This is a genomic window from Lacrimispora brassicae, assembly GCF_054772055.1.
In genome coordinates, this window is sequence record NZ_BRYH01000006.1 from 355,662 (window position 1) to 379,545 (window position 23,884).

The following is a 23,884-nucleotide window of genomic DNA, read 5'->3' on the forward strand; positions in this document are numbered from 1 at the left end:
TTTTGTAAATTTTTTATTTAATAATAAAGCACTTTTAAACTTTTGACAAGGAAAGGGACAGGTTGATATGAAAATCGGAAAAGTTGATTTATCACCAGAATATGACTGTATACATTGTAAACGCTTACCACAAAACTGATATTTGACGGATTACTGTACATTGGAAACTTAACATTGATAGTTAGTAAGTTAGGTGGTAATATCTTTATAAGAATTATATATATTTGATCATGTGAAGGAGGTTGTAATGAAGCTCGAAAAAATGGAAGAATTTTTTGATAGTCGTTTAAACGGGTATGAGGACCACCAACTTAATTGTATTGATTCTGCAAAAATATTTTATCCATATACGGCATCTCAACTGCCTATGACCGCACACTGCAAAGTGCTTGATTTGGGCTGTGGGACAGGTTTGGAATTGAATGAATATTTCAAGGTTAATCCATTTGCAATAATAACAGGGATTGATTTGGCAAGTGGTATGTTAAACGCACTGCAGGCTAAATTTCCGGACAGACAGCTTACGCTTATCAATGGCTCATATTTTGAGGTTACGTTTGGGGAAAATCTATATGATGCTGCTGTTTCTGTGGAATCCTTGCATCATTTTACCCTGGAACAGAAAATTCTGCTCTATAAAAAGTTGCATAGTTCTTTGAAAGAGGGCGGATATTTTATTTTAACGGACTATATGGCGGAAAATGATGAAGAAGAAAAGAAGAGCTTTTTGGAGCTTTCCCGGCTGAAGACAGAATTGGGGATATGTGACGGTGAATTCTATCACTATGATACGCCGCTTACAAGAGCTCATGAAACAGAAGCCTTACATTCCGGAGGATTTTCAAAGGTTGAACTTCTGAATAAATGGCAAAGTACGAACATTCTGAAAGCATATAAATGAGTTTTTCTTTGGATTATGAGCATGATGCAAAGCCAATAAAAAGAACATGTAAGGAAAACTACCAGCTATCAGTTGGTAGTTTTTGTACTTAAAATGGAACGAGTCAATCTATGAAACGATATTTGACGGATTACTGTACATTGGAAACTTAAGGTTGATAGTTGGTAAAAAAACTGATATTCTTAGATAAAATATTTATAATCTAAGAACTGTGAAAGGAGATTTTTATGAGGATATCATTAAAAAAAGCAAATCTTAATGATTGTGATGAAATTCATGGTATGCAGATTATATCGTTTGAAGATCTTCTTGAGAAATATAAAGACTATGAGACTACTGACTATCAATATGGGTTAGTAGGTTTTTTGTGCTGATTTTAATTGGCAAAACCGAAATTTAATGACAGGAGGCATGGAAATAGTGGAAGACAGAAGAAATGCGTGGAAAGCGTTTTCAAGAGTGGGGATGGGATATGGAGCATTCCTTCTTGTAACGATTGTTATACAGCTTGAGGTGGGAGTCATTGCTCTTGTGCTGTCCCGGTTTGGAATGGAAATAACCTTTGGGAACTGGTATATGGTGTTTGTCTCCCTGGCTAATTATGTTGTTGGGGGAGCTGTTGCCTGCCTCGTTGTAAAGGATATGCCGGTTTTATGCAGGCCCGGGGTAAAAAAGGCCAAGGCAGGAATGCTTGTTTCCGGGTTTTTGATCTGTATGAGCGCCCTGTTTTTTGGAAACCTCATGGGGCGGGCCCTTATGAGCCTTGTTTGTGCTCTTTCAGGAAAGCCCATGATCAACCCGGTAGAGGAAGTGATGAAAGGCTTAAGCACCTGGGCGATTTTTGTCACCATGGTGGTAATGGCCCCTGTTTGCGAAGAGATCCTGTTTCGCAAGGTTCTCATTGACCGGATCCGGATGTATGGAGATAAGGCGGCAATCCTGGTATCCAGTGTTGTCTTTGGCTTAAGCCACGGAAATTTCTACCAGTTCTTTTATGCCTTTGGGATCGGTCTGGTGTTAGCCTATATTTATATTCAGACAGGAAAGCTTCGCTATACTATAATTTTCCATATGATCATCAATTTTCTTGGCTCCATTGTAGCCTTACATATTGGAAACGCTCCGCTGCTTGCTGTGGGCTATTCCATATTTATGCTTGGAGCAGTTCTTGCAGGAACCGTTTTGTTTTTTATCAATCAAAGAAAGCTGGTGTTTCATCCGGGGCTTATGGAGACCTGGGGGAAAGGAGCCTTTAAGGTGCTTTTTTTAAACCTTGGAATGATCTTGTTTTTCCTTCTTTCAGCCGTGACCTTTGTCATTTCGTCAAGTTAAATGAAAAGCCTTGCAAGCGTTGTCCGGAATCCATACAATAGGGGAACATTCTGGATATTCTGGATTTCTCAAAATACGGTTGACACAATTCGTCAATTATGTTACATTTGTAGTTAGCAAAAATACTGTGATTAGGAATAGTAAGCTGTCTGAAACATGCAGAGAGCCGGCGGGTGGTGGAAGCCGGTTGGGAATGGCAGCCGAACTGGCCTTTGAGTAGCGTGCTGAAGGAAGCTTTGCTTTCTGCGTAGGCATTGCCGGTGTCCCGACCGTTACAGCGGGCGGATATGTTTTCCATATCCAGTGAGAGCATACGAATCTTGTATGAAATAGAGTGGTACCACGCGGTAGATCCTGCGTCTCTATGACCGATGAGCGGTCTGAGGCGCATTTTTTTATGTGCTCTTACGGTCATCATTTTATCCGCAGACATTTGAAACAGGGAAAAACCCTGTCGTAAAAGGAGGAAGCACCCTACGGGTATACCTATATGCACAAAAAGCGTGTGCGAGAAGGAGGAAATTTTGTTATGGCAGCATCATACAATCACAGTGCCATTGAAAAAAAATGGCGTGAAAACTGGGCAAAGAACCCCATCAATGTTGACGATGGGAAAAAGCAGAAATATTACTGTCTGGATATGTTCCCATATCCTTCAGGAAGCGGTCTTCATGTAGGCCATTGGAGAGGATATGTAATCTCCGATGTGTGGAGCCGGTATCAGATTTTAAAGGGACATTATGTGATCCACCCCATGGGCTGGGATGCCTTTGGCCTGCCGGCAGAGAATTACGCCATCAAGATGGGAGTCCATCCGGCAAAATCCACGGCTGAAAACGTAAGGAACATCAAACGTCAGATCAATGAGATCGCGGCCGTCTATGACTGGGATATGGAGGTCAACACCACGGATCCGGAATTTTATAAATGGACCCAGTGGATTTTTGTCCAGATGTTTAAAAAGGGCCTGGCCTATGAGAAGGAATTCCCCATCAACTGGTGCCCATCCTGTAAAACAGGACTTGCAAACGAAGAAGTGGTAAACGGCTGCTGCGAGCGCTGCGGAACCGGAGTCACAAAGAAGAATTTAAGACAGTGGATGTTAAAAATCACCGCTTACGCAGACCGCCTGTTAGATGATCTGGATAAGCTTGACTGGCCGGAAAAGGTCAAGAAGATGCAGACGGAATGGATCGGAAAATCTTATGGAGCCGAGGTTGATTTTAAGGTAGACGGAAGAGATGAGGCCATCACGGTTTATACCACCAGACCTGATACCTTATACGGAGCCACCTTTATGGTGCTGGCGCCGGAACATGCTCTTGCCCCAGGCCTTGCTGCCCCGGAAAATAAAGAAGCAGTTGAGAAGTATATTTACGACGCTTCCATGAAGTCAAATGTGGACCGTCTTCAGGATAAAGAAAAGACCGGCGTATTTACCGGAAGCTATGCAGTAAATCCCTTAAGCGGTGCAAAGGTCCCCATCTGGCTTTCTGATTATGTCCTTGCAGACTACGGCACCGGCGCCATTATGTGCGTGCCGGCCCATGATGACAGGGATTTTGAGTTCGCAAAGAAGTTTGATATTCCGATTGTTCAGGTTATCGCAAAGGATGGCAGGGAAATTGAAAACATGACTCAGGCTTACACCGAGGCCAGCGGAACCATGATCAATTCCGGCGAGTGGAATGGGATGGAATCTTCCGTCCTTAAAAAAGAAGCTCCTGCAATGATCGAGGAACGTGGTCTGGGAAAGAAGACCGTAAACTTTAAGCTCCGTGACTGGGTATTTTCCAGACAGCGTTACTGGGGAGAGCCCATTCCCATTATCCATTGCCCACACTGCGGCAATGTTCCGGTACCGGAAGACCAGCTTCCGCTCACTCTTCCGGAGGTGGAAAGCTACCAGCCTACCGGCACGGGAGAATCTCCTCTGGCAGACATTGATGAATGGGTGAACACCACTTGTCCGGTGTGCGGCGCGACCGCTAAAAGAGAGACCAATACCATGCCTCAGTGGGCAGGTTCATCCTGGTACTTCCTCCGCTACGTGGACAGTCACAATGATAAGGATCTGGTATCCAAAGAGAAAGCGAAAAAGTATCTTCCGGTGGATATGTATATCGGCGGTGTGGAGCATGCTGTGCTCCATCTCCTGTATTCCCGTTTTTACACCAAGTTCTTAAACGACATCGGTGTGGTGGATTTTGACGAGCCCTTTACCAAACTGTTTAACCAGGGCATGATCAATGGAAAGAACGGAATCAAGATGAGCAAATCAAAAGGAAATGTAGTATCACCTGATGATCTGGTCCGTGACTATGGCTGTGATGCCCTCCGTATGTATGAGCTCTTTGTGGGACCGCCGGAGCTTGATGCAGAGTGGGATGACAGGGGGATCGAAGGTGTCAGCCGTTTCCTGAACCGTTTCTGGAAACTGGTGGCGGCAAGCAGTGATAAGGATGTGGAGCCCACCAGGGAAATGCTCCGTCTGCGCAATAAGCTGATTTTTGATATTGAGCAGCGTTTCAGCCAGTTTAACTTAAATACGGTAATTTCCGGATTTATGGAGTATAACAATAAATTTATTGAAATGGCCCAAAAGTCCGGAGGCATCGACAAAGAGACCTTAAAGGCCTTTGTGGTTTTGGTTGCTCCATTTGCACCTCATATTGGTGAGGAACTGTGGCAGCGCCTTGGCGGCAGTGATTCCGTATTTCACGCACAGTGGCCGGAATGTGACGAAGAGGCCATGAAGGAAGACGAGATCGAAGTTGCGGTCCAGGTAAACGGAAAGACAAGGGCAGTGGTAAAGCTTCCTGTAAACGTATCAAAGGAAGAGGCCATTGAAGCCGGCAAGGCTTTGATTCCGGATAAGATAACCGGAACCATTGTTAAGGAAATCTATGTTCCTGGAAGAATTGTAAATATTGTGTGCAAGTAATTTTATGTGAATGATAAACTACAAGAAACACGCTATAGAGGGTCTTGTAGCTGCCGCAGCAGTGGCCGGCTAAACATGCAAGCAGGTTTGTCTGGTTCACTGCCTGGGCAAGATAAGGACATTATGGCGGCTCCTTGAGGGACCGCCATAATGTCCTTGTTTTCATTTTGTATTGCGTTTCATGAAATTTTTAGAAAGCATCCGCAGGCTCTCAATTCGTTTCTTCTCATTTTGGTCCATATTGGCGCTCATGATGGAGATGAGAAGATCTGTTTCCTGGTCGTTAAATTGAATGCCTTTCTGGCTTGCTTCCGCATTTAAGCTTAAAAGCGTTGGAAGAAGCTGGTCCTTTGGGGTGGTTTCCACCCGTTTTGCAAATTCATTCAGCATGGAGAGTTTTTGCGAATTCATGGTTTTTAGTCTGGGGTCTTGTTTCCAGTTGGCGTTCATAGGTCGTTATTCTTCCTTTCTATGGGGATATGTAAAGGGAATTGGGGAAGGCAGCAAGGATTAATTCATCTGCTGCATGGCGGACATCATAAGCTGCATGGTTTCAAACTTGGATTGCTGCTCCGGAGGCATGAAATTTTTGATCTGGTCAAAAGACATCCTTCCCAAGGGGTTATTCTGCCGGTGGTTATTACTCTGATTCGTCTGATTTGCCTGCTTGCCTTGCCCTTCTGATTGGGCCTGGACCGGAATTGTGGAGCTGGGTACAGGGTCAGAGAAGGCTCCGGCCAGCTTAAAGCCCTGGAAGAAGTTGATAATAAGGTCAATGAAATCCTGTTCTGCCGGGTCGGCAAAGGGTTTTATGGTGTTCAGCATGTCAATAGGGATGTCGGATTGTTCTCTCTCTCCTGCGGAACAGATTCCCATGGTGGCCACTTCACCTTCTTCAAACAGACTGACGGTGCGCTGCAGCTCGTTTATTTTGACGAAGTAGGAGATAAAGCGTTGTTGGGAAACATTCATATAGGGTAGGGCAGCCTTCATCATATGAAGATGATTATCGCCGATAAGGGAGTCCAGATCATTTGCGCGGACATTTTGTTCATTGTTCATAGCATGAGATTCCTTACTTTTCTTGTTGACAATATATGCATCTGCATATATTAGTATTACAGGAGAGTGATTTAGATATGAAAAGCCGATTAATCATAGATGGTAATGCAGTATATGAAATTGATGAAGAGTGTATGAAGATGAAGCAGAACAGGAACTCTTTAAAAGGAGGAAGCAACCAGGGCCCTTTTCCAAGGCCTGGAAAGGAAAACGGCCAGAGCCGTTCATAAATGAAAACAGGGCCCGATCTAAAAAGATCGGGCCCCGTTTTATGTTTTGCTTAGCAGCAGAAGTTACTTCCACCACCAAAGCCACCGCCGCCACAGCAGCACAGAAGAATGATGATCCAAATCCAACTGCCGCCATCATTTCCGCAACCGCCGCAACTGCCGCCGCAACTGCTGCCGCAGCCGCCGCTGCCGCCACCACAGAAGCACAGGATAAGGATCAGCCAAATCATATTGAAACCACTTCCACTGTTGCATCCTCCACTGTTGCAATCGCATCCGCATCCACAGTTAGTTGCTGCTAGATCACTCATATAGGTTCCTCCAAATAATTTGTTTACACTGTAAGTGTATGAAGACCAGCTTGCCACTGTTTCCAAATTTTTCTCAAAATTTTAGATTTGATGTGATTGAACTTATCCAATTGTTGTGTATAATTAGAACAACAGAGAAATGAGGAGCAAAAGATGGATAAATTATATTATAACAGACCATATGTAAAAATATTTGAAGGAGAGGTGCTGGATTGCAGCCAGGGAAAGGACGGTTTTTTTCAGGTGTTTTTAGACCGGACAGCCTTTTATCCGGAGGGCGGCGGCCAGCCGGCTGATATGGGGAGCCTGGGAGAAGCGGCAGTCCTTGACGTAAGGGAAAAGCCGGAAGGCATTATCCATATTACAGATAAGCCCCTTAAGGCGGGCAGCAGGGTGGTTGGGACCATAGACTGGGAAAGAAGATTTTGCCATATGCAGAATCATTCCGGGGAACATTTGCTGTCGGGAATCGTACATAAGCATTATGGTCTTGATAACATAGGGTTTCACATGGGAAAGGATGAGGTGACCGTGGATTTTAACGGCCCACTGACCCAGGAACAGATAGAAGCGGCAGAGATAAAAGTGAATGAAATCATCTGGCTGGATATTCCGGTTGTGGAATCTTATCCGTCAAAGGAGGAGCTTTCCCGTATGGATTACCGGAGCAAAAAGGAATTGACCGGACAAGTCCGACTCATCGAATTTCCGGGTGGGGATGTATGCGCATGCTGCGGAACCCACGTGATGACCTCAGGGGAAATCGGCATTCTGAAGGTGACGGGGATGATCCATTATAAGGGCGGTGTCAGGGTGTCCATGGTATGCGGACGGCTGGCCCTTTGGGATTATCACAAAAAACAGAAGGCGGTGTCCGGCATTTCCGTTCTTTTATCGGCAAAGCCGGATAGGGTTTTGGAGGCAGTTGACCGGTTAAAAGAGGATGGATTAAAAAAAGATGGAAGGATCGGCCAGCTTTCTAAAGAGCTGCTTCAGCGAAAGGCAGGAGACTATCCTGAATGGGATGGACCTCTTCTTGTATTTGACCGCGACTTGGCTCCGGTGGAGCTAAGACAGTTTTGCACCATGCTGTATGAAGGAAAGAAGGGAAGCGTGGTTTTGGCATGTTCCGGAGATGAGGGAAACGTTCAGTATGCCCTTGGAAGCAGCCGGCAGGACATGAGGACATTGAGTAAGGTATTAAATAGAAGATTAAGCGGCAAGGGAGGGGGAAGTACCTTGATGGCCCAGGGAACTTTTCAGGCTTTGGAGGAAGATATCAGAAAAGCATTTGAGGAAGAAGCGTAAAAGGAGAAAATAATGGAATTCAATGACAGTACAATAAAAAAAATACGGGGACTGATCGTATTTGCCGTAATCGTGGTTGTGGCAGGCTGGAATTACCGCAGCCTGTTTGCCTTGGTTATGAAGGTGATCGGGTTTCTCTCACCCTTTCTTGTGGGAGGGGTCATGGCCTTTATTCTCAATGTGCCCATGCGCAGGATCGAAAAAATGCTGCCGGTAAAGGAAGGAAGCAGGATCCGCAGGCCATTAAGCCTTTGTCTTACCCTGGTGTTTGTAATTGGGATCCTGCTGCTTGTTATCTTTGTGGTGATGCCACAGCTTTTTGAAACGCTTTTAAGCCTGCAAAACAGCATTCCGGCTTTTCTTGCAGGGGTTAAGGAGGAAGCGGAACGTCTGTTTGCCCAAAACCCTGAAATCGCTGAATATATCAATAGCATCCAGATCGACTGGAGGGCCTTTCTGGAAGGAGTGGTTGGATTTTTGTCCACCGGAGCGGGAACGGTGCTTTCCTCCACGGTGTCAGCCGCCATGTCCATTATAAACGGGGTGACCACCTTTGTCATCGCTTTGGTCTTTGCCATTTATATCCTTCTTCAGAAAGAAACTCTGTCACGCCAGTTTCAAAAGCTGATGAGGGCCTTTCTTCCAGAGGAGGTAATGACGCGGACCCTTGAGGTTTTAACCCTGGCTTCTGAAACCTTTTCCAATTTCCTCGCCGGACAGTGCCTGGAAGCGGTCATCCTTGGGAGCATGTTCTTTTTGGTCCTGTCGGTTTTCCGCCTTCCTTATGGGCTTCTCATCGGCGTCCTGATCGCATTTACAGCGCTTATCCCCATGTTTGGGGCATTTATCGGCTGTGCCATCGGAGCATTTTTGATGCTGATGGTAAAGCCTCTTGATGCGGTGATTTTTTTGATCATATTTTTTGTCCTTCAGCAGTTAGAAGGAAACTTTATCTATCCCCATGTGGTGGGAGGTTCCGTAGGGCTTCCTTCCATCTGGGTCCTGGTTGCGGTCACCATCGGAGGCAGTGCCATGGGAATTGTGGGAATGTTGGTATTTATCCCTCTTTGCTCTGTACTGTATGCCATTCTCCGGGAAAACGTAAACGGAAGGCTGGAGAGAAAGAAGAAGCTGAAAAGCAGAAAGTTATGACGCGGCATTCGCCAAATGAATATGCAAGCATATTTGTTCGGCTCATTGCTGGCACAAAAAAAGAGGGATCATCGGAATCCCTCTTTTTTCTATTCACCCTGATACATATATTTGATGAGCCTTTCCACATCTTCCGGGTCGTGGGCAACCAGCTCCAGTTCACTGATGATGCTGCCATTGGAAAAAATAGTGGCCATGGAAAGGTACTGGCTTAGTTTGGACTTTAAGTTGATCCGGTCTCCTTCTTTGGAAACCAGCTCAACGGTGCCCTTGCACTGCTCAATGACTTTAAAGAATTTTTCTACATCTGTAATATTCTGAATTTTCATATGAATTCCTCCTTTGGAGTGTCCGTGAAATAATTGTCAATTCCTACTCCTTCATTATAACAGTGTTTTTTCTATGGTACAATATGGAAAAAACCAGAAAATAAAATCTTTCTGCTGTTTTTTATGTATAATAAGGATATAAATGGAAAAAAGGAGAAAAGGATCATGAAAAGGATTAGGGAATATGGCATCATCACTGGGAAACTGGCTCCGGGGCCCCTTAATAAAATCACCGATGTGGAAGGAGTCCTGGTAGGACATGCCACCATTGATACCAGGGAACATAAAACAGGAGTCACTGTGATCCTGCCCTGTAAAGACAATCCCTTCCGGCGGAAACTGGTAGCAGCGGCCTATGTTCACAACGGCTTTGGAAAAAGCCAGGGCCTTATCCAGGTGGAAGAGCTTGGAACCCTGGAAACGCCCATCGCCCTTACTAACACGCTGAATGTGGGAAAGGTCCACGATGCCCTGGTGGATCTGATCCTTGAGCAGTGCGGGAAAGAAGGAGTGGAGATCACTTCCATAAACCCTGTGGTGGGAGAATGCAATGATTCGGTCCTAAATAAAATCAGCCACAGGGTAATTGGACTGGAAGAAGTGAAAGCGGCAGCAGCAGACGCCTCCTCTGACTTTGAAGAAGGGGCGGCAGGGGCTGGCTGCGGTACCGTATGCTATGGCTTAAAAGGTGGGATCGGCTCCTCGTCCCGAAGGTTTCAAATCGGAGGGGAAACCTATACTCTGGGGGTATTGGTGCAGTCGAATTTCGGGAGCACGGAAAACCTCATGGTGGGAGGAACGGCTGTTGGAAAGGAAATCGCCCGGTTGATAAAGCCGTCAGTCCTGGACAGAGGCTCCATCATGACGATTATAGCTACGGATCTACCTGTTTCAGACCGCCAGTTAAAGAGGATTTTAAAGCGGGCAGGGGTAGGGCTGTCCAGAACCGGTTCCTATATGGGACATGGAAGCGGGGATATTATGATCGGCTTTACTACGACAAACCGGATTCCGGAACAGGCGGAAAAAGAACTCCTGTCTGTCAGCATTCTGAAAGAAAGCGCCCTGGAAACGGCTTTTAGGGCTGCGGCAGAAGCGACGGAGGAAGCGGTCCTCAATTCTCTTGCCATGGCAAAAACAACCACAGGTTACAAGGGAAATGTGATACATTCCCTGACAGACCTGTGGCTTTCCAAAGAGCGGATTTAATCAAAATCTACGTGATAAACCTGATGGGGGGTGTGAACGTCAATGGCGCTTAAATTAAACTGGTCTTCGAAAACCTGTATTTTGTATTCAAAAAAAGTGTCATCCGTTTTCTTTGACATGAATACGTATGCGCCCGGTTCCTTGTCCTCAATTTCGTCGCAGATCTCGTTGTAGATGTCTTCCCCATCCACAGGGCCTTCATAGCCGGCTGTGCGGATGGCTTCCTCCATGGCCTGATAAAATTCTTCCATAAGCAGTACCTCGTTTCTGATTCATTTAATATGAATCCTATTATAAGCAATCTTTTCCATTGATGCAAGAATTACTTGAATCTTCGTTAAGAGGGTGTATAATAGACAAGGGTCAAATACCTGGCAGCAAGCTACCAGATATTTGACCCCTGCGGCATTTACAAGATACAGGAAAACAAGCTCGCCTGACTTCGGCTCGTTGTTTTCGCGGGAATAAAATGGAGGGATTGGATATGGATTTGATATACAGACCGAGAAGATTAAGAACATCAGATACCTTGAGAAAAATGGTACGGGAAACAAGAGTCTCAAAGGAGTCCCTGATTTATCCCTTATTTGTGGTGGATGGAAAAGAGACTGTGGAAGAAATTACTTCCATGGAAGGCCAATACCGTTACAGCGTGGACCGGCTTCCCCTGATCATGGACCGGCTTTTAAAGGCCGGCGTGGGAAAGATCCTGCTGTTTGGCATTCCGGCTCATAAAGATATTTGCGGCAGCCAGGCATATGATGATGAAGGAATTGTCCAGCGGGCTATCCGCTTTATCAGGGAACATTATCCAAGGGTATATATTGTCACAGATGTGTGCATGTGCGAATATACCTCTCACGGTCACTGCGGGATCCTGGATGGAGAGTATGTGGATAATGACAAGACCCTGGAATATTTAAACCTGACTGCCATTTCCCATGCAAAGGCCGGAGCCCATATGGTGGCCCCTTCCGACATGATGGATGGACGGATCGGCTCCATGAGGCAGGCTCTTGACGGCGCAGGGTTTGTGAATGTGCCCATCATGGCTTATTCCGCCAAGTATGCTTCCGCATTTTACGGTCCTTTCCGGGAAGCTGCAGGGTCTGCACCCGCCTTTGGTGACAGGAAGAGCTATCAGATGGATTATCATAACAGGAAAGAGGCTTTAAAGGAAGTGGAACTGGATGTGGGAGAAGGCGCCGATATAGTGATGGTAAAGCCGGCCCTTTCCTATCTGGATATCATAAGAGAGGTGGCGGACCGCCATGACCTTCCTGTAGCCGCTTACAGCGTAAGCGGGGAATACGCCATGATAAAGGCAGCTTCCAAAGCCGGTTTTATTGACGAAGAAAAAGTGGTATGCGAATCAGCGGTGAGCATATACCGCGCAGGGGCGGATATCCTCATCACTTACTATGCAATAGAGCTTGCCCGTTTTATGGACGAGGGGAAAATCGGCTGAGGCCGGGCCGGGCGGCAGGAAGGGGTCAAAGGCCCTTTTCCTGCCTGATCCTTTTAATATCATCAAGAAGAAGAGCGGATACCCGAAGGCCTCCCCGCCCGGAACCCAGGCTGATATCAGGCTTGTTGTTCCCGTGAAAATCAGAGCCGCCTGTGGGAAAGAGGTCATACTCCCTGGCCAGCTTTTTCAGTTTACCGCTTTCGTACTGGTTGTTGGAGGAATGGTAGACCTCCAGGCCATGAAGCCCCAGCTCCTTTAAATAGCGGACCAGCTCCCCGGTCTTTTTATCTCCCAGATGATACTGGTACGGATGAGCCAGAACAGGAGAAGCCTTGCAGCCTGTAAGGATTTTCATGGCATGCTCCGGGGTGATCTTTTCCTTGCGGGGGCAGTAAGGACCGCTGTAATCCAGGTATTTTTTAAATGCCTGATCCATGTTCTTAATATAGCCCTTTTCAAAGAGAACCCGGGCAAAATGAGCCCGTGTTATGACCGTGTCAGGATTTCCTGCCATTACCTCATCTAATGTGATGGAAATGCCGGCATTTTGGAAGCGGCGTATCATTTCCTCATTCCTTTTTTTTCGAATTTCCTTAAGCGTGTCCGTTTCAGAGACGAACTCCTGGTCGGTAAGATCCACATAAAGCCCCAGAATATGAATTTCTTCTCCCTGGTACACACAGGAGAGTTCAATTCCCGGAATGATCTCAATTGGAAGACCGGAGGCAGCAGCCTGGGCTTCCGAAAGGCCGTCAATGGTATCGTGGTCTGTGAGGGCAATGGCCCCAAGACCCTTTTCCACAGCCAGGGCTACCACTTGGGAGGGAGTGAAGGTGCCATCCGAAGCATTGGAATGAACATGCAAATCGACAAATTTCATAAAAACCTCCAAAATGAAATAGTTTGGTAATACAATAAATAGTTTGGTAACACTATAGTAACATGTTTTTTTCATTCTGTAAAATGTAGAATAAACGCGAAAAATAATTAAGAAAATTCATAAAATCGTAATAGCATTTCCCACAAAGTATGGTATACTACTCAATGTAATGCTACAAAATCATGTAAAAAGGTGAAATAAATGAATCAGATAGATAACAGACAAAGAGGCGGGGGAAGAGCCTATTCTTCCCGGAAGGTCAGCAGTAAAAACGCATCGGAAGCAGGCCGCAAAACAGGACAGGCCAGAACGGGCAGTTCCTATCAGCAAAGGCGGGGAAAGAAAAAAAGAAGAGGACCCCAGTACAACATCACAAAGATACTTCTGGCGATTATTCTGGCCATTGCCGCCTTTATCTGCATCATGGCTGCTGTTAAGCTTATCGGAGGCGGAAAGGCAAAGGAGACGGAGGTAAATACCACCACTGTTTCTGAGACGGAATTGCAGAAAGAAGTTAAGGTTGAGGGGATCACCATCACCGGAATGTCCAGGGAAGAAGCCCGGGAAGCCATTGAAAAGCAGTACCAGTGGGGGCTGAAGGTTACCTATAACCAGGATGAATACGAACTTAAGAACCTGATGGATAAAAAGGTGGATGCCCTCCTTGAAGAGATATATTCCGGAGAACCAAAGGAAAGCTACACCATGGACACTGACGGTCTGGATGAGGACGTTCAGGCTGAGGTAAAAGCCATTGCAGGGAAATGGGATGTGACTGCTAAAAACGGTTCCGTATCAGGATTTGATAAAAATACAGGAAAATTTGTTTATTCCGGAGAGAAAAACGGAGTTGTGATTGATCAGGAGAAACTTGCATCGGATATTATGACCCAGATGAAGGCCAAGAATTTCCAGGCGGTGATCCAGGTCACAGGCAAGGAAGTTGCCCCTAAGATAACCGAGGCACAGGCAAAGGAGATGTATAAGGTCATCGGTACTTATTCCACCACCACCACGGCCAATAGTGATAGAAATAAAAATATTGAGCTGGCTTCCAATGCCTTAGACGGCCTGATCCTGCAGCCGGGAGAAGAGTTCTCTTTCAATAAAGCCACAGGGGAGCGTTCCACGGCAAAGGGATACCGTCCGGCAGGTGCATATTTAAACGGAGTATTAGTCGAAGAGCCCGGCGGCGGTGTATGCCAGGTATCTTCTACCTTATATAATGCGGTGGTATTTGCAGGGCTTTCCACTACAGAGCGCCACGCCCACAGCTATGAGCCTTCCTATGTGACACCGGGTGAGGACGCCATGGTCAGCTTCGGCGGACCTGACATGAAGTTTGTCAATAATTCCACCACTGCCGTAGCCATCAGAACCAGCTTTGCTGACAGGAAGTTAAAGATCTCCATTGTTGGGATTCCGATTCTGGAGGAGGGCGTCACGTTATCCATGACATCGAAGAAAACGGCGGAGTTAGATGCTCCTGCTCCGGTTTATGAGGAAGACCAGACCCTTCAGCTTGGAGAGGAAAAGATCGTTAAGGCAGAGACCAAGGGAAGCCGCTGGGTGACTAACCTGGTTACCAAAAAGAACGGCGTTGTTGTAAGCGATGAGCTTCTGCATAACAGCACCTACAGGGGAAAACCTGCTACCATTAAGAGGAACCAGTCCGGAGTCGTCATTCCGGCTACTGATCCGGCAACTTCTGCCGCTGAAAGCAGTCCGGCAGGTTCCCAGGGAAATGCAGAGACCACTGCTCCCAACAATAATGAGACGGCCGAAAATTCCGGCGGACCTCAGGGACCGGGAACTACGGAAACCCAGCCTTCCCAGACTCAGGGACCTTCTTCTGCCACAGAAGCGGCGGAAGGTGAGGGCGGTCAGAATGTGATTCCTCCCAACCCATTCAACTAAAAACAGGTCAAAATCAGACAGGACTGGACAGATTATTCGTTCCAGTCCCTTTTTATCGGATTGTTTCGAAAATAATACTTAAATTTCCTGTTTTATTATTTGCAATTTGTTGAATAATTGTTATAATAATGTCAGGTCACTTTCCCATTTTAACGGGAACCAATTGATACATTATTCACATTTGCAGGAGGAAATCAATAATGGCAAGAAAAATGAAAACCATGGATGGTAACCATGCAGCAGCTCATGCGTCATACGCATTTACTGATGTAGCGGCTATTTATCCTATTACCCCATCTTCACCTATGGCTGAAGCGACAGATGAATGGGCGACGGACGGAAGAACCAACATCTTCGGTCAGACAGTACAGATTACAGAGATGCAGTCTGAAGCAGGTGCGGCAGGTGCAGTTCACGGCTCCTTGGCAGCAGGTGCGCTGACCACCACTTATACAGCTTCCCAGGGTCTTTTACTCATGATCCCGAACCTTTATAAAATCGCAGGCGAGCAGTTACCAGGTGTAATCCATGTATCCGCACGTGCAGTTGCCAGCCATGCTTTATCTATCTTTGGTGACCACTCTGACGTATACGCATGCCGCCAGACAGGCTGTGCCATGTTATGCGAATCCAGCGTGCAGGAAGTTATGGACTTAACTCCGGTTGCTCATATGGCAGCTCTTGAGGGCAAAGTACCGTTTATCAACTTCTTCGACGGTTTCCGTACATCCCACGAGATCCAGAAGGTGGAAACCTGGGATTATGAGGACTTAAAAGAGATGGTAAGCATGGATGCAATCGACGAATTCCGTCATCGCGCCTTAAATCCAAACCATCCGGACTTAAGAGGTTCCGCACAGAACCCTGATATCTTTTTCCAGGCAAGAGAGGCTTGCAACCCGTATTATGATGCTTTACCTGCAACTGTTCAGAAATACATGGACAAGGTCAATGCAAAGCTCGGAACCGATTATAAATTATTCAACTACTACGGAGCTGCTGATGCAGAGCATGTGATCATTTCCATGGGTTCCGTAAACGATACCATTGAGGAGACTATTGACTATCTGCTGGCATCAGGCAGCAAGGTAGGCGTGGTGAAAGTCCGCTTATACCGTCCGTTCTGCGTAGAAGCTTTCCTTGATGCTATCCCGGATACTGTAAAGACCATTTCCGTATTAGACAGAACAAAAGAGCCAGGTTCCATTGGCGAGCCTTTATACCTTGACATTGTTGCAGCCATCAGGGGAACAAAGTTCGATCAGGTGAAGGTTTTAACCGGACGCTACGGCTTAGGTTCCAAAGATACCACACCGACTCAGATCGTTGCTGTTTATAACAACAAGGAGAAAACTCCATTTACCATCGGTATTGTAGATGATGTGACCCATCTCTCTCTTGAGGCAGGCACACCCATCGTTACAACTCCGGAAGGAACCTCTAACTGTAAGTTCTGGGGTCTTGGTGCAGATGGTACCGTAGGCGCCAACAAGAACTCCATCAAGATCATTGGTGACAATACAGATATGTATGCTCAGGCTTACTTTGATTATGACTCCAAAAAGTCCGGCGGCGTTACAATGTCTCACTTGCGTTTTGGTCATAAGCCGATCAAATCCACCTATTTAATCCGCCAGGCTAACTTTGTGGCATGCCACAATCCGGCCTATATCCGTAAATATAACATGGTTCAGGAACTGGTTGACGGCGGTGTCTTCTTATTGAACTGCCCATGGGATGCTGACGGTCTTGAGAAACACTTACCAGGACAGGTGAAGAAGTACATCGCTGACCACAACATCAAGTTTTACATCATTGACGGTGTGAAGATCGGTATTGAGACTGGCATGGGCCAGACCCGTATCAACACCATCCTTCAGTCCGCATTCTTTGAACTGACCGGAATTATTCCTTCCGAAAAGGCAAACGAACTGATGAAGGCGGCTGCAAAGGCAACCTACGGACGTAAGGGCGAAGAAATCGTTATGAAGAACTGGGCAGCTATTGATGCCGGTGCGAAAGGCGTTGTTAAGGTAGAAGTTCCGGAAAGCTGGAAAAACTGCGAGGATGAAGGACTTGATTATAAGTTCATCACAGAAGGCAGAAAGGATGTTGTTGATTTTGTTAATAACGTTCAGTCCAAGGTAAACGCACAGGAAGGAAATTCCCTGCCAGTATCCGCATTCAGCGATTATGTCAATGGTTCCACACCATCCGGCTCTTCCGCATACGAGAAGCGCGGTATTGCAGTTACCATTCCAGGCTGGGTTCCGGAGAACTGTATCCAGTGTAACTTCTGTTCCTATGTATGTCCTCACGCTGTTATCCGTTCCGTTGCTCTGACTGAGGAAGAAGCAGCAGCAAAGCCTGAGGAGATGAAGACTCTTCCAATGACAGGCATGCCAGGATATCAGTTCGCTGTGACCGTATCCGCATTTGACTGTACAGGCTGCGGTTCCTGTGCAAACGTATGTCCAGGAAAGAAGGGCGAGAAGGCTCTTGTTATGGTCAACATGGAAGAAAACTGCGCAGAGAAGCAGAAAGCATTTGATTTCGGCCAGACACTTCCTATCAAGCAGGAAGTTATCGATAAGTTTAAAGAAAACACCGTTAAGGGCAGCCAGTTCAAGAAGCCTCTTCTTGAGTTCTCAGGAGCATGTGCAGGCTGCGGCGAGACACCTTATGCAAAACTGATCACTCAGTTATTCGGTGACAGAATGTATATTGCAAACGCAACCGGATGTACTTCCATCTGGGGCAACTCTTCTCCATCCACACCTTACACCGTAAATGCAAAGGGACAGGGTCCTGCATGGGCAAACTCCTTATTTGAGGACAATGCTGAGTTCGGTTACGGTATGATGCTGGCTCAGAGTGCTATCAGAGGCGGTTTAAAAGCAAAGGTTGAAGAGCTTGTAAATTCCGAAAAGGCTTCTGATGAAATCAAGGCAGTCTGCAAGGAATATCTGGATACCTTTGAGTCAGGCTCAACCAATGGTTCTGCAACCGATAAGTTAGTTGCAGCATTAGAGGGCGTTGAATGTGATACCTGCAAGGCGATTCTTAAGGACAAGGATTACCTGGCTAAGAAATCCCAGTGGGTATTCGGCGGCGACGGCTGGGCATATGATATCGGCTTCGGCGGCGTTGACCATGTGCTTGCAAGCGGCAGGGACATCAACGTTATGGTATTTGATACAGAGATCTATTCCAATACCGGCGGTCAGTCTTCCAAGGCTACCAAGACAGGTGCTGTTGCACAGTTCGCTGCAGGCGGTAAGGAAACAAGAAAGAAAGACTTAGCAAGCATCGCTATGAGCTATGGTTATGTATATGTGGCACAGATCGCTATGGGCGCTGATTATGCTCAGACTGTAAAGGCAATCTCCGAGGCAGAGGCATATCCGGGACCATCTCTGATCATCGCTTATGCTCCATGTATCAGCCATGGTATCAAGAAGGGCATGTCCAAGGCTCAGACAGAAGAGAAGCTGGCTGTTGAGTGCGGTTACTGGAACAACTTCCGCTACAATCCGGCTGCTGAGAAGAAATTTACCTTAGACAGCAAGGCTCCTGCATTAGAAGGATACCAGGAATTCTTAAAGGGCGAGGTTCGTTACGCATCCTTAGCAATGAAGAATCCTGAGAGAGCAGCCGAATTATTTGCAAGGAATGAGGCAGATGCAAAAGACAGGTATGAATATCTGAGAAAACTGGTTATTTTATACGGAAATGAATAATTGACGAAATGATTATCCAGTAGTAATTTAAAACACGCCCGGATGGAATGATCCGGGCGTAAGTTTCTTTATCTGTTTTTATGGACAGAATACATGCAAAAAAATAAGGGAGGGAATCCGGATTTTGCGGATTCCCTCCCTTGTTTTATCTACGTGGAGCAAGGAAGACGCTCCTTAGTTAAACTATACGTTTCCTGGCTGTGATATTGGTTACATCACACTGGAAAGCGTCGTCTGAATCAGACCGTTATAGTCCAGCTTGGAAAGTTCCATGACCTTATCCATGGACAGTCCGGCAGCCGTTGTAAAACGTTCTCCATATTCAGGGTCAGCCACCAGGCCAGACTGGAAGCAGCAGTCCAATGGCTCCAAGACCCAGGAATAACCCCCCCAACCCTGTGAGTAAAATAATTTTTATCCGCAATTATCCACCACCTTCGATTATATTTTACAAAAATAACGGGATTAATTACTACTATTATATTTCTGGAGGTAAAAAAGTAAATATATAGATTATAATGGCAATGAATAGTGAAAATTGTGAATTTAAGAATAGGAGCCCACAGTAAATGAAATATAAATCATGGTATTCCTTCAACTTATTAATAAAAAAGACAGGGACTTAATCAGAGACAGGCACTGGGCATTAATGTGGGAATAAACTTACTATATAACTATCATAAAAGAGGGATTCTATGGGAATTTTATCTTATATGCAGAATGATACGGATATGGAAACAACTCCGTTGACACCCCCGGAAGAAGACGAGTTTCCGGCGGAGGGAGAAAACAGCGACAATACGGAGGAAACAAGAGAGGAACCACCAGAAGAAAATAATGAGAGCCCGCCTCCCCTCAATCTGGAAAAAGAAATACCTTTTCCTGATTTTCCCCTTTATGATTCAGACCCTGATGGGACCAGCAGCTCTATTATTACAGTGTTTCCAAAACCCATTATCCCATGCTATTTCTGTGACTCTGGGCAAAATGGCCTTGTCCGGTTCTTAAATGCGGCAGCCGGCTATAGTCCATTTCTTATTTATATAAACAATCAGTTAGCAGTCAATGGGCTGAGTAATGGGGAAATGAGCCAGTACGGCCGGGTTTCGGCGGCGCAGCAGACCATAACCGTGGGCGGACTGGGCGGATATGTTTATGTTGAAAAACAGATCACGGTTATTGCAAACCGCGCCGTCACTGTTGCGGTCTACAATACAGATTATGGATTGGATTTGATGGAAATTGAGGATATACACTGCAATGGAGGAATTAACACTGGCTGCTTCCGTGTGTGTAATTTATCCATAACAAACCGCAAGGTCCATGTGGTGTTAAACGGCGGGGTCGTATCCTTCCGCAATGTGGATTATCAGGAAGTGACCAGCTTCCAGTATGTGTTAACAGGTTTTTATATGGTTTCCGTATCCAACGGCAATTCCTATGGGGGCAATATCCTTTTGACCTCTAATATCTATATAAGAGGCAATGCTTCCTATACCTTGTACGTATTTAACTGGAGCAATGTGGAGGATGCCATCCGTATCCTGATTGTGGAAGACAGAAGATATTAGAAAAACAGGAACCTCTGATTGACAGGTCAGAGGTTTTTTGTTATACTAAGTGTATTAAGAGTATTAGTACAGAACAGGAGGTGGAATATGATATTGCTTGATTACAAAGACCGCAGGCCCATATACGAGCAGGTTGTAGAAAAGCTTAAGGATCTTATGATATGCGGCGTATTGGAACAGGATGCGCAGCTTCCGTCTGTCCGCGCTTTGGCAACAGATTTATCCATTAATCCCAATACCATACAGAGGGCTTATGCGGAGCTGGAGCGAAGAGGGTTCATCTATTCCGTGAAGGGAAGGGGAAGCTTTGTCGCTGACACCAGTTCCATAAGGGCCCTTAAAAACAGTGAGCTGAAAAGAAAGCTTGCAAGCTGGATCCAGGAGGCTAAACGGGCAGGACTGACAGAGGATAAGGCTCATACATGGATCGCGGAGGAATGGGTAAAACAGGAATATTTAATAGGGGAGGAGAGAGCGGATGATAACAGCGGAGAATCTGACAAAAAAATTTGACGATATTGTGGCAGTGGACCACGTAAGCGCAAAGATACGGGAAGGAAGTGTATTTGGCCTCATCGGAACCAATGGAGCGGGGAAAAGTACCTTTTTAAGAATGCTGAGCGGTATCTTAAGGCCTGATGAAGGAAATGTTACTATTGATGGGGAACAGATCTTTGAAAATGAAAAGGTGAAGGGCCGGTTTTTTTACATTTCCGACGACCAGTACTATTTTAATAACGCTTCGCCCCTTGATATGATGGAATTTTACAGCAGGATCTACCCAAGGTTTGACAGGGAACGGTTTTGCAATCTGTTGGGAAGCTTTGGGCTGGAGGCCAGGAGAAAGATCCATACTTTTTCAAAGGGCATGAAAAAGCAGCTTTCCGTCTTATGCGGGATATGCGCCAATACGGACTATCTTTTCTGCGATGAAACCTTTGACGGCCTTGATCCGGTCATGCGCCAGGCCGTGAAGAGCATCTTTGCCAATGACATGTCCGAGAGGAATTTGACTCCTATCATTGCTTCCCATAACTTAAGGGAGTTAGAGGATATCTGCGACCATGTAGGTCTTCTCCACAGGGGAGGGATCCTGCTTTCCAGGGATTTGGATGACATGAAGCTTAATATCCATAAGGTTCAGTGCGTTTTAAAGGATGGAATGACTTCCGAGGACTTAAAGGCCCTGCAGCGCATTAAGACAGAAACAAGAGGGAAACTCTATACCATAACGGTACGCGGGACCAGAGAAGAAGTGGAAGGGCTGATGGAATCCTTTCAGCCGGTATTTTATGAGATCATACCACTATCTCTGGAAGAAATATTCATTAGTGAGACGGAGGTGGCAGGATATGACATCAAAAAACTTATTTTATAATCTGTTTAGAGAAGATGGCAAAAGACGCCTTTGGTCTATGGCACTGTCATTTTTAGTGTTTTTCTTTACTTTTCCGGTGGGGACGGCTCTTACCCTCAGTGAAAGGCTGAGAGAAGATGTTGATTATCTGTATATTGTGTCCAGCTTAGAACAGTGGCTGGGCTTTCAAAATGGCTGGGTGGCGGTGCTGATCATCTTCCTGTCCCTGATCATGGGGGTAACCAGTTTTTCCTATCTCCATTCCAGGCAGAAGGTGGATTTTTATCACGGCATTCCTGTAAACAGGAAGCATTTGTTCTGGGTCAATTATTTTAATGGGATTTTTATACCTGCGGTCGTATATGGGATAAACCTGGTCATCACCCTTGGAGTGGTGGCAGTAAACGGCATTTCTCCTGCCCAGGTATTGGGATCAGCCATTACCGGATTTCTGTTGTTTATGATCCATTACGCCATGATGTATTCCGTGACTGTGATATCCATGATCCTCACAGGGAATGTGCTGATCGGCATACTTGGAACCTTGGTATTGCAATTTTATTTTGTGTGTGTCATATGGATCCTGGAATTTTGCCACAGCAGCTTTTTTTATACCAGTTATCGGGGCGGCGGGAATGTATTTGACTTTTTCATGGATAAATGTTCGGCCTTTGTCCTGTTTCTGGTGAATTTAGACCGGCTTCAGCCTGGAACTCCGGCTGGAACGCAGGCTGTCAGGATTACAGCGGTTCTTGCCGTGACGGCAGTTTTGACCCTGCTTTCTTTCTTGCTGTATAAAAAGAGAGGCTCGGAATCGGCAGGAAAAGCAATGGCTTTTAAGATCAGCATGCCGGTGATCCGGAACCCTATTGTGATTTTAGCCTCTCTTAGCGGAAGCCTTTTTTTCTGGTCCATGCATTCCAGCGTGGGCTGGGGGGTATTCGGACTGGTTTGCGGGATGTTTTTGTCCCACTGCGTCATTGAGATCATTTACCATTTTGAATTCAGAAAGCTGTTTTGCCACTGGAAGCAGATGATGGCCTGTGCCCTGGTGGCAGCAGTGATATTCTGCGGCTTCCGTTATGATTTGTTTGGATATGACAGTTATATCCCGGCAGAAGCTTCCATTGAATCCGTTGCCCTGTCTATGCAGGACGCAACCTACTGGGTTTCTTATGGAAGTGCACAACAGGATTCCCTGGGGGATTATTACTGGGAATACCAGGATTCTGATGCATATGCATTCAGTAACATGAAACTGAAGGATACGGCGCCGGTCCTGGCTCTGGTACGAGATGCGGTGGCCAGAAACAAAAAGCTCCATCATGAAAATGATTTCTCCTCTCAGTGGGAGGGCGGGAACATAAGTTATAATTTTTCTATAAAATATACGCTGAAAAACGGTAAGGATATTTACCGGGCCTATCAGTTGACCAGCAAAGAAATCCGGCCGGAAATCATGGAGATTTTTGAGAACCAGGAATTTAAGAAAGCCATTTATCCCATCCTTGTCCAGACTGCTGAGAATACTGCCTGGGTAAGGGTAAGCAGGGGAGAGCAGACGAATATTGTCAGCCGTGACAGAAACGGAACAGATAAAGCCATGACTGAAAAATTGCTCTTTGCATACCAGGAGGATTTAAGAAACTTAAAGGTGGAGACCATGCAAAAGGAAAATCCAATAGCCACCATACAGTTTTTGACGAAAAAGCAGGCAGAGGCGGAATCAAAGCGGGATGAAATCCAAAGCTCCTGGAAATACAGCGATGTTACCTCAAGAGGGTATTATCCCATCTACCCTTCCTTTAAAAATACTCTGGAGCTGCTAAAAGAAAGTCAGGTGGACGTGGAGAACTGGAATGGTCTGGAAAATGTAAAAGAGATTAATATAGATACCAATCAATTTAATCCTTACAAATACGCCTATGAGGATAAGGATTCACAATACATGACGATTACCGATCCGGAGCAGATTAAGCAGATCATGAGTTATGCAGTGATGGAGGAATATTCCAGCATGAATCCGTTTGGCGGCAGGACAGGGGAGTGGGTCAGCTTTTCTGCTGTTATGGAATCCGGCAGAAGCAGAAATGAAGTGGGATGCTCCATCTCATTGGACCGGTTGCCGGAGTCTGTTAAAAATGAGATCGAAAAGATAAAAAAAGATGTGTAA

Annotated in this window: 22 protein-coding genes and 1 other annotated feature; of the genes, 15 read left to right on the forward strand and 7 right to left on the reverse strand. The window is 45.9% G+C overall.

Going from position 1 to position 23,884, the window contains the following annotated elements; all coding sequences use genetic code 11:
* Positions 1–247 precede the first annotated feature (247 nt).
* The 4 genes from ACYVD3_RS04720 to leuS all read left to right on the forward strand — a co-directional run bounded on the left by ACYVD3_RS04720 (position 248) and on the right by leuS (position 5,177).
* On the forward strand, positions 248–901 hold the full coding sequence (locus tag ACYVD3_RS04720; RefSeq protein WP_460641351.1) for a class I SAM-dependent methyltransferase: 654 nt from the start codon (positions 248–250) through the stop codon (positions 899–901).
* 227 nt (positions 902–1,128) lie between these two features.
* Positions 1,129–1,275 carry a hypothetical protein gene (locus tag ACYVD3_RS04725; RefSeq protein WP_460641352.1) on the forward strand — a complete coding sequence of 49 codons (147 nt, stop codon included), beginning with the start codon at positions 1,129–1,131 and terminating at the stop codon, positions 1,273–1,275.
* A 46-nt stretch (positions 1,276–1,321) separates the two neighbouring features.
* Positions 1,322–2,233 (forward strand): lysostaphin resistance A-like protein, encoded by a 912-nt coding sequence (locus tag ACYVD3_RS04730; protein ID WP_460641353.1) that lies wholly within the window; start codon positions 1,322–1,324, stop codon positions 2,231–2,233.
* Positions 2,234–2,351: 118 nt separating this feature from the next.
* Positions 2,352–2,600 (forward strand) — a binding site (T-box leader).
* Between the two features lie 162 nt (positions 2,601–2,762).
* Complete coding sequence (gene leuS, locus ACYVD3_RS04735; protein ID WP_460641354.1) at positions 2,763–5,177, forward strand: leucine--tRNA ligase; 2,415 nt, start codon at positions 2,763–2,765, stop codon at positions 5,175–5,177.
* 162 nt (positions 5,178–5,339) lie between these two features.
* Here the strand turns inward: leuS and ACYVD3_RS04740 are convergent, their stop codons facing one another.
* Together ACYVD3_RS04740 and ACYVD3_RS04745 are read right to left on the reverse strand one after the other, a co-directional pair.
* Positions 5,340–5,627 carry a hypothetical protein gene (locus ACYVD3_RS04740; protein WP_460641355.1) on the reverse strand — a complete coding sequence of 96 codons (288 nt, stop codon included), beginning with the start codon at positions 5,625–5,627 and terminating at the stop codon, positions 5,340–5,342.
* Between the two features lie 60 nt (positions 5,628–5,687).
* Entirely contained in the window at positions 5,688–6,239 is a 552-nt protein-coding gene (locus tag ACYVD3_RS04745; RefSeq protein WP_460641356.1) for a hypothetical protein, read from the reverse strand.
* A gap of 77 nt (positions 6,240–6,316) precedes the next feature.
* Here ACYVD3_RS04745 and ACYVD3_RS04750 point away from each other — a divergent pair, with 77 nt between their 5' ends.
* Positions 6,317–6,469 carry a hypothetical protein gene (locus ACYVD3_RS04750; RefSeq protein ID WP_460641357.1) on the forward strand — a complete coding sequence of 51 codons (153 nt, stop codon included), beginning with the start codon at positions 6,317–6,319 and terminating at the stop codon, positions 6,467–6,469.
* A 50-nt stretch (positions 6,470–6,519) separates the two neighbouring features.
* On the opposite strand, the gene ACYVD3_RS04755 is transcribed toward ACYVD3_RS04750, so the two are convergent.
* Positions 6,520–6,780, reverse strand: a complete 261-nt coding sequence (locus ACYVD3_RS04755) for a hypothetical protein (protein WP_460641358.1) — start codon at positions 6,778–6,780, stop codon at positions 6,520–6,522.
* A 153-nt stretch (positions 6,781–6,933) separates the two neighbouring features.
* On the opposite strand from ACYVD3_RS04755, the gene ACYVD3_RS04760 reads away from it, so the two are divergent.
* A complete protein-coding gene (locus ACYVD3_RS04760; RefSeq protein WP_460641359.1) occupies positions 6,934–8,088 on the forward strand; it encodes an alanyl-tRNA editing protein in 1,155 nt (384 codons plus the stop codon).
* A 12-nt stretch (positions 8,089–8,100) separates the two neighbouring features.
* A complete protein-coding gene (locus ACYVD3_RS04765; RefSeq protein ID WP_460641360.1) occupies positions 8,101–9,240 on the forward strand; it encodes an AI-2E family transporter in 1,140 nt (379 codons plus the stop codon).
* An 89-nt stretch (positions 9,241–9,329) separates the two neighbouring features.
* On the opposite strand, the gene ACYVD3_RS04770 is transcribed toward ACYVD3_RS04765, so the two are convergent.
* Complete coding sequence (locus tag ACYVD3_RS04770; RefSeq protein ID WP_024295891.1) at positions 9,330–9,569, reverse strand: hypothetical protein; 240 nt, start codon at positions 9,567–9,569, stop codon at positions 9,330–9,332.
* Between the two features lie 165 nt (positions 9,570–9,734).
* Here ACYVD3_RS04770 and ACYVD3_RS04775 point away from each other — a divergent pair, with 165 nt between their 5' ends.
* Positions 9,735–10,778: a P1 family peptidase gene (locus ACYVD3_RS04775; protein ID WP_460641361.1), complete on the forward strand. Its 1,044-nt coding sequence runs from the start codon at positions 9,735–9,737 to the stop codon at positions 10,776–10,778.
* Here ACYVD3_RS04775 and ACYVD3_RS04780 read toward each other — a convergent pair.
* Complete coding sequence (locus tag ACYVD3_RS04780) at positions 10,775–11,029, reverse strand: hypothetical protein (RefSeq protein WP_460641362.1); 255 nt, start codon at positions 11,027–11,029, stop codon at positions 10,775–10,777. The genes ACYVD3_RS04775 and ACYVD3_RS04780 overlap by 4 nt on opposite strands.
* A gap of 233 nt (positions 11,030–11,262) precedes the next feature.
* Between ACYVD3_RS04780 and hemB the strand changes: the two genes are divergently transcribed.
* Positions 11,263–12,246, forward strand: coding sequence for a porphobilinogen synthase (gene hemB, locus ACYVD3_RS04785; protein WP_460641363.1), 984 nt, complete (start codon positions 11,263–11,265; stop codon positions 12,244–12,246).
* Positions 12,247–12,271: 25 nt separating this feature from the next.
* Here the strand turns inward: hemB and ACYVD3_RS04790 are convergent, their stop codons facing one another.
* Entirely contained in the window at positions 12,272–13,126 is an 855-nt protein-coding gene (locus tag ACYVD3_RS04790) for a PHP domain-containing protein (protein WP_460641364.1), read from the reverse strand.
* A 201-nt stretch (positions 13,127–13,327) separates the two neighbouring features.
* Here ACYVD3_RS04790 and ACYVD3_RS04795 point away from each other — a divergent pair, with 201 nt between their 5' ends.
* Positions 13,328–15,043, forward strand: coding sequence for a VanW family protein (locus tag ACYVD3_RS04795; protein WP_460641365.1), 1,716 nt, complete (start codon positions 13,328–13,330; stop codon positions 15,041–15,043).
* Positions 15,044–15,243: 200 nt separating this feature from the next.
* Positions 15,244–18,783: a pyruvate:ferredoxin (flavodoxin) oxidoreductase gene (gene nifJ, locus ACYVD3_RS04800; RefSeq protein ID WP_460641366.1), complete on the forward strand. Its 3,540-nt coding sequence runs from the start codon at positions 15,244–15,246 to the stop codon at positions 18,781–18,783.
* Positions 18,784–18,993: 210 nt separating this feature from the next.
* On the opposite strand, the gene ACYVD3_RS04805 is transcribed toward nifJ, so the two are convergent.
* Positions 18,994–19,155, reverse strand: coding sequence for a hypothetical protein (locus ACYVD3_RS04805; RefSeq protein ID WP_460641367.1), 162 nt, complete (start codon positions 19,153–19,155; stop codon positions 18,994–18,996).
* Positions 19,156–19,478: 323 nt separating this feature from the next.
* Between ACYVD3_RS04805 and ACYVD3_RS04810 the strand changes: the two genes are divergently transcribed.
* The 4 genes from ACYVD3_RS04810 to ACYVD3_RS04825 all read left to right on the forward strand — a co-directional run bounded on the left by ACYVD3_RS04810 (position 19,479) and on the right by ACYVD3_RS04825 (position 23,884).
* A complete protein-coding gene (locus ACYVD3_RS04810; protein ID WP_460641368.1) occupies positions 19,479–20,354 on the forward strand; it encodes a DUF4397 domain-containing protein in 876 nt (291 codons plus the stop codon).
* Between the two features lie 87 nt (positions 20,355–20,441).
* Positions 20,442–20,867, forward strand: coding sequence for a GntR family transcriptional regulator (locus ACYVD3_RS04815; protein WP_460641369.1), 426 nt, complete (start codon positions 20,442–20,444; stop codon positions 20,865–20,867).
* Complete coding sequence (locus ACYVD3_RS04820) at positions 20,833–21,732, forward strand: ABC transporter ATP-binding protein (protein ID WP_460641370.1); 900 nt, start codon at positions 20,833–20,835, stop codon at positions 21,730–21,732. Before ACYVD3_RS04815 ends, ACYVD3_RS04820 begins: the two co-directional genes overlap by 35 nt.
* Positions 21,707–23,884 (forward strand): DUF6449 domain-containing protein, encoded by a 2,178-nt coding sequence (locus ACYVD3_RS04825; protein ID WP_460641371.1) that lies wholly within the window; start codon positions 21,707–21,709, stop codon positions 23,882–23,884. The genes ACYVD3_RS04820 and ACYVD3_RS04825 overlap by 26 nt, the downstream gene beginning before the upstream one ends.

Bases quoted from the DNA above. Each gene is read 5' to 3' on its own strand.
- ACYVD3_RS04720 (WP_460641351.1), top strand. From the start codon at position 248: ATGAAGCTCGAAAAAATGGAAGAATTTTTTGATAGTCGTTTAAACGGG.
- ACYVD3_RS04725 (WP_460641352.1), top strand. From the start codon at position 1,129: ATGAGGATATCATTAAAAAAAGCAAATCTTAATGATTGTGATGAAATT.
- leuS (WP_460641354.1), top strand. From the start codon at position 2,763: ATGGCAGCATCATACAATCACAGTGCCATTGAAAAAAAATGGCGTGAA.
- ACYVD3_RS04740 (WP_460641355.1), bottom strand. From the start codon at position 5,627: ATGAACGCCAACTGGAAACAAGACCCCAGACTAAAAACCATGAATTCG.
- ACYVD3_RS04745 (WP_460641356.1), bottom strand. From the start codon at position 6,239: ATGAACAATGAACAAAATGTCCGCGCAAATGATCTGGACTCCCTTATC.
- ACYVD3_RS04750 (WP_460641357.1), top strand. From the start codon at position 6,317: ATGAAAAGCCGATTAATCATAGATGGTAATGCAGTATATGAAATTGAT.
- ACYVD3_RS04755 (WP_460641358.1), bottom strand. From the start codon at position 6,780: ATGAGTGATCTAGCAGCAACTAACTGTGGATGCGGATGCGATTGCAAC.
- ACYVD3_RS04760 (WP_460641359.1), top strand. From the start codon at position 6,934: ATGGATAAATTATATTATAACAGACCATATGTAAAAATATTTGAAGGA.
- ACYVD3_RS04765 (WP_460641360.1), top strand. From the start codon at position 8,101: ATGGAATTCAATGACAGTACAATAAAAAAAATACGGGGACTGATCGTA.
- ACYVD3_RS04770 (WP_024295891.1), bottom strand. From the start codon at position 9,569: ATGAAAATTCAGAATATTACAGATGTAGAAAAATTCTTTAAAGTCATT.
- ACYVD3_RS04775 (WP_460641361.1), top strand. From the start codon at position 9,735: ATGAAAAGGATTAGGGAATATGGCATCATCACTGGGAAACTGGCTCCG.
- ACYVD3_RS04780 (WP_460641362.1), bottom strand. From the start codon at position 11,029: ATGGAAGAATTTTATCAGGCCATGGAGGAAGCCATCCGCACAGCCGGC.
- hemB (WP_460641363.1), top strand. From the start codon at position 11,263: ATGGATTTGATATACAGACCGAGAAGATTAAGAACATCAGATACCTTG.
- ACYVD3_RS04790 (WP_460641364.1), bottom strand. From the start codon at position 13,126: ATGAAATTTGTCGATTTGCATGTTCATTCCAATGCTTCGGATGGCACC.
- ACYVD3_RS04795 (WP_460641365.1), top strand. From the start codon at position 13,328: ATGAATCAGATAGATAACAGACAAAGAGGCGGGGGAAGAGCCTATTCT.
- nifJ (WP_460641366.1), top strand. From the start codon at position 15,244: ATGGCAAGAAAAATGAAAACCATGGATGGTAACCATGCAGCAGCTCAT.
- ACYVD3_RS04810 (WP_460641368.1), top strand. From the start codon at position 19,479: ATGGGAATTTTATCTTATATGCAGAATGATACGGATATGGAAACAACT.
- ACYVD3_RS04815 (WP_460641369.1), top strand. From the start codon at position 20,442: ATGATATTGCTTGATTACAAAGACCGCAGGCCCATATACGAGCAGGTT.
- ACYVD3_RS04820 (WP_460641370.1), top strand. From the start codon at position 20,833: ATGATAACAGCGGAGAATCTGACAAAAAAATTTGACGATATTGTGGCA.
- ACYVD3_RS04825 (WP_460641371.1), top strand. From the start codon at position 21,707: ATGACATCAAAAAACTTATTTTATAATCTGTTTAGAGAAGATGGCAAA.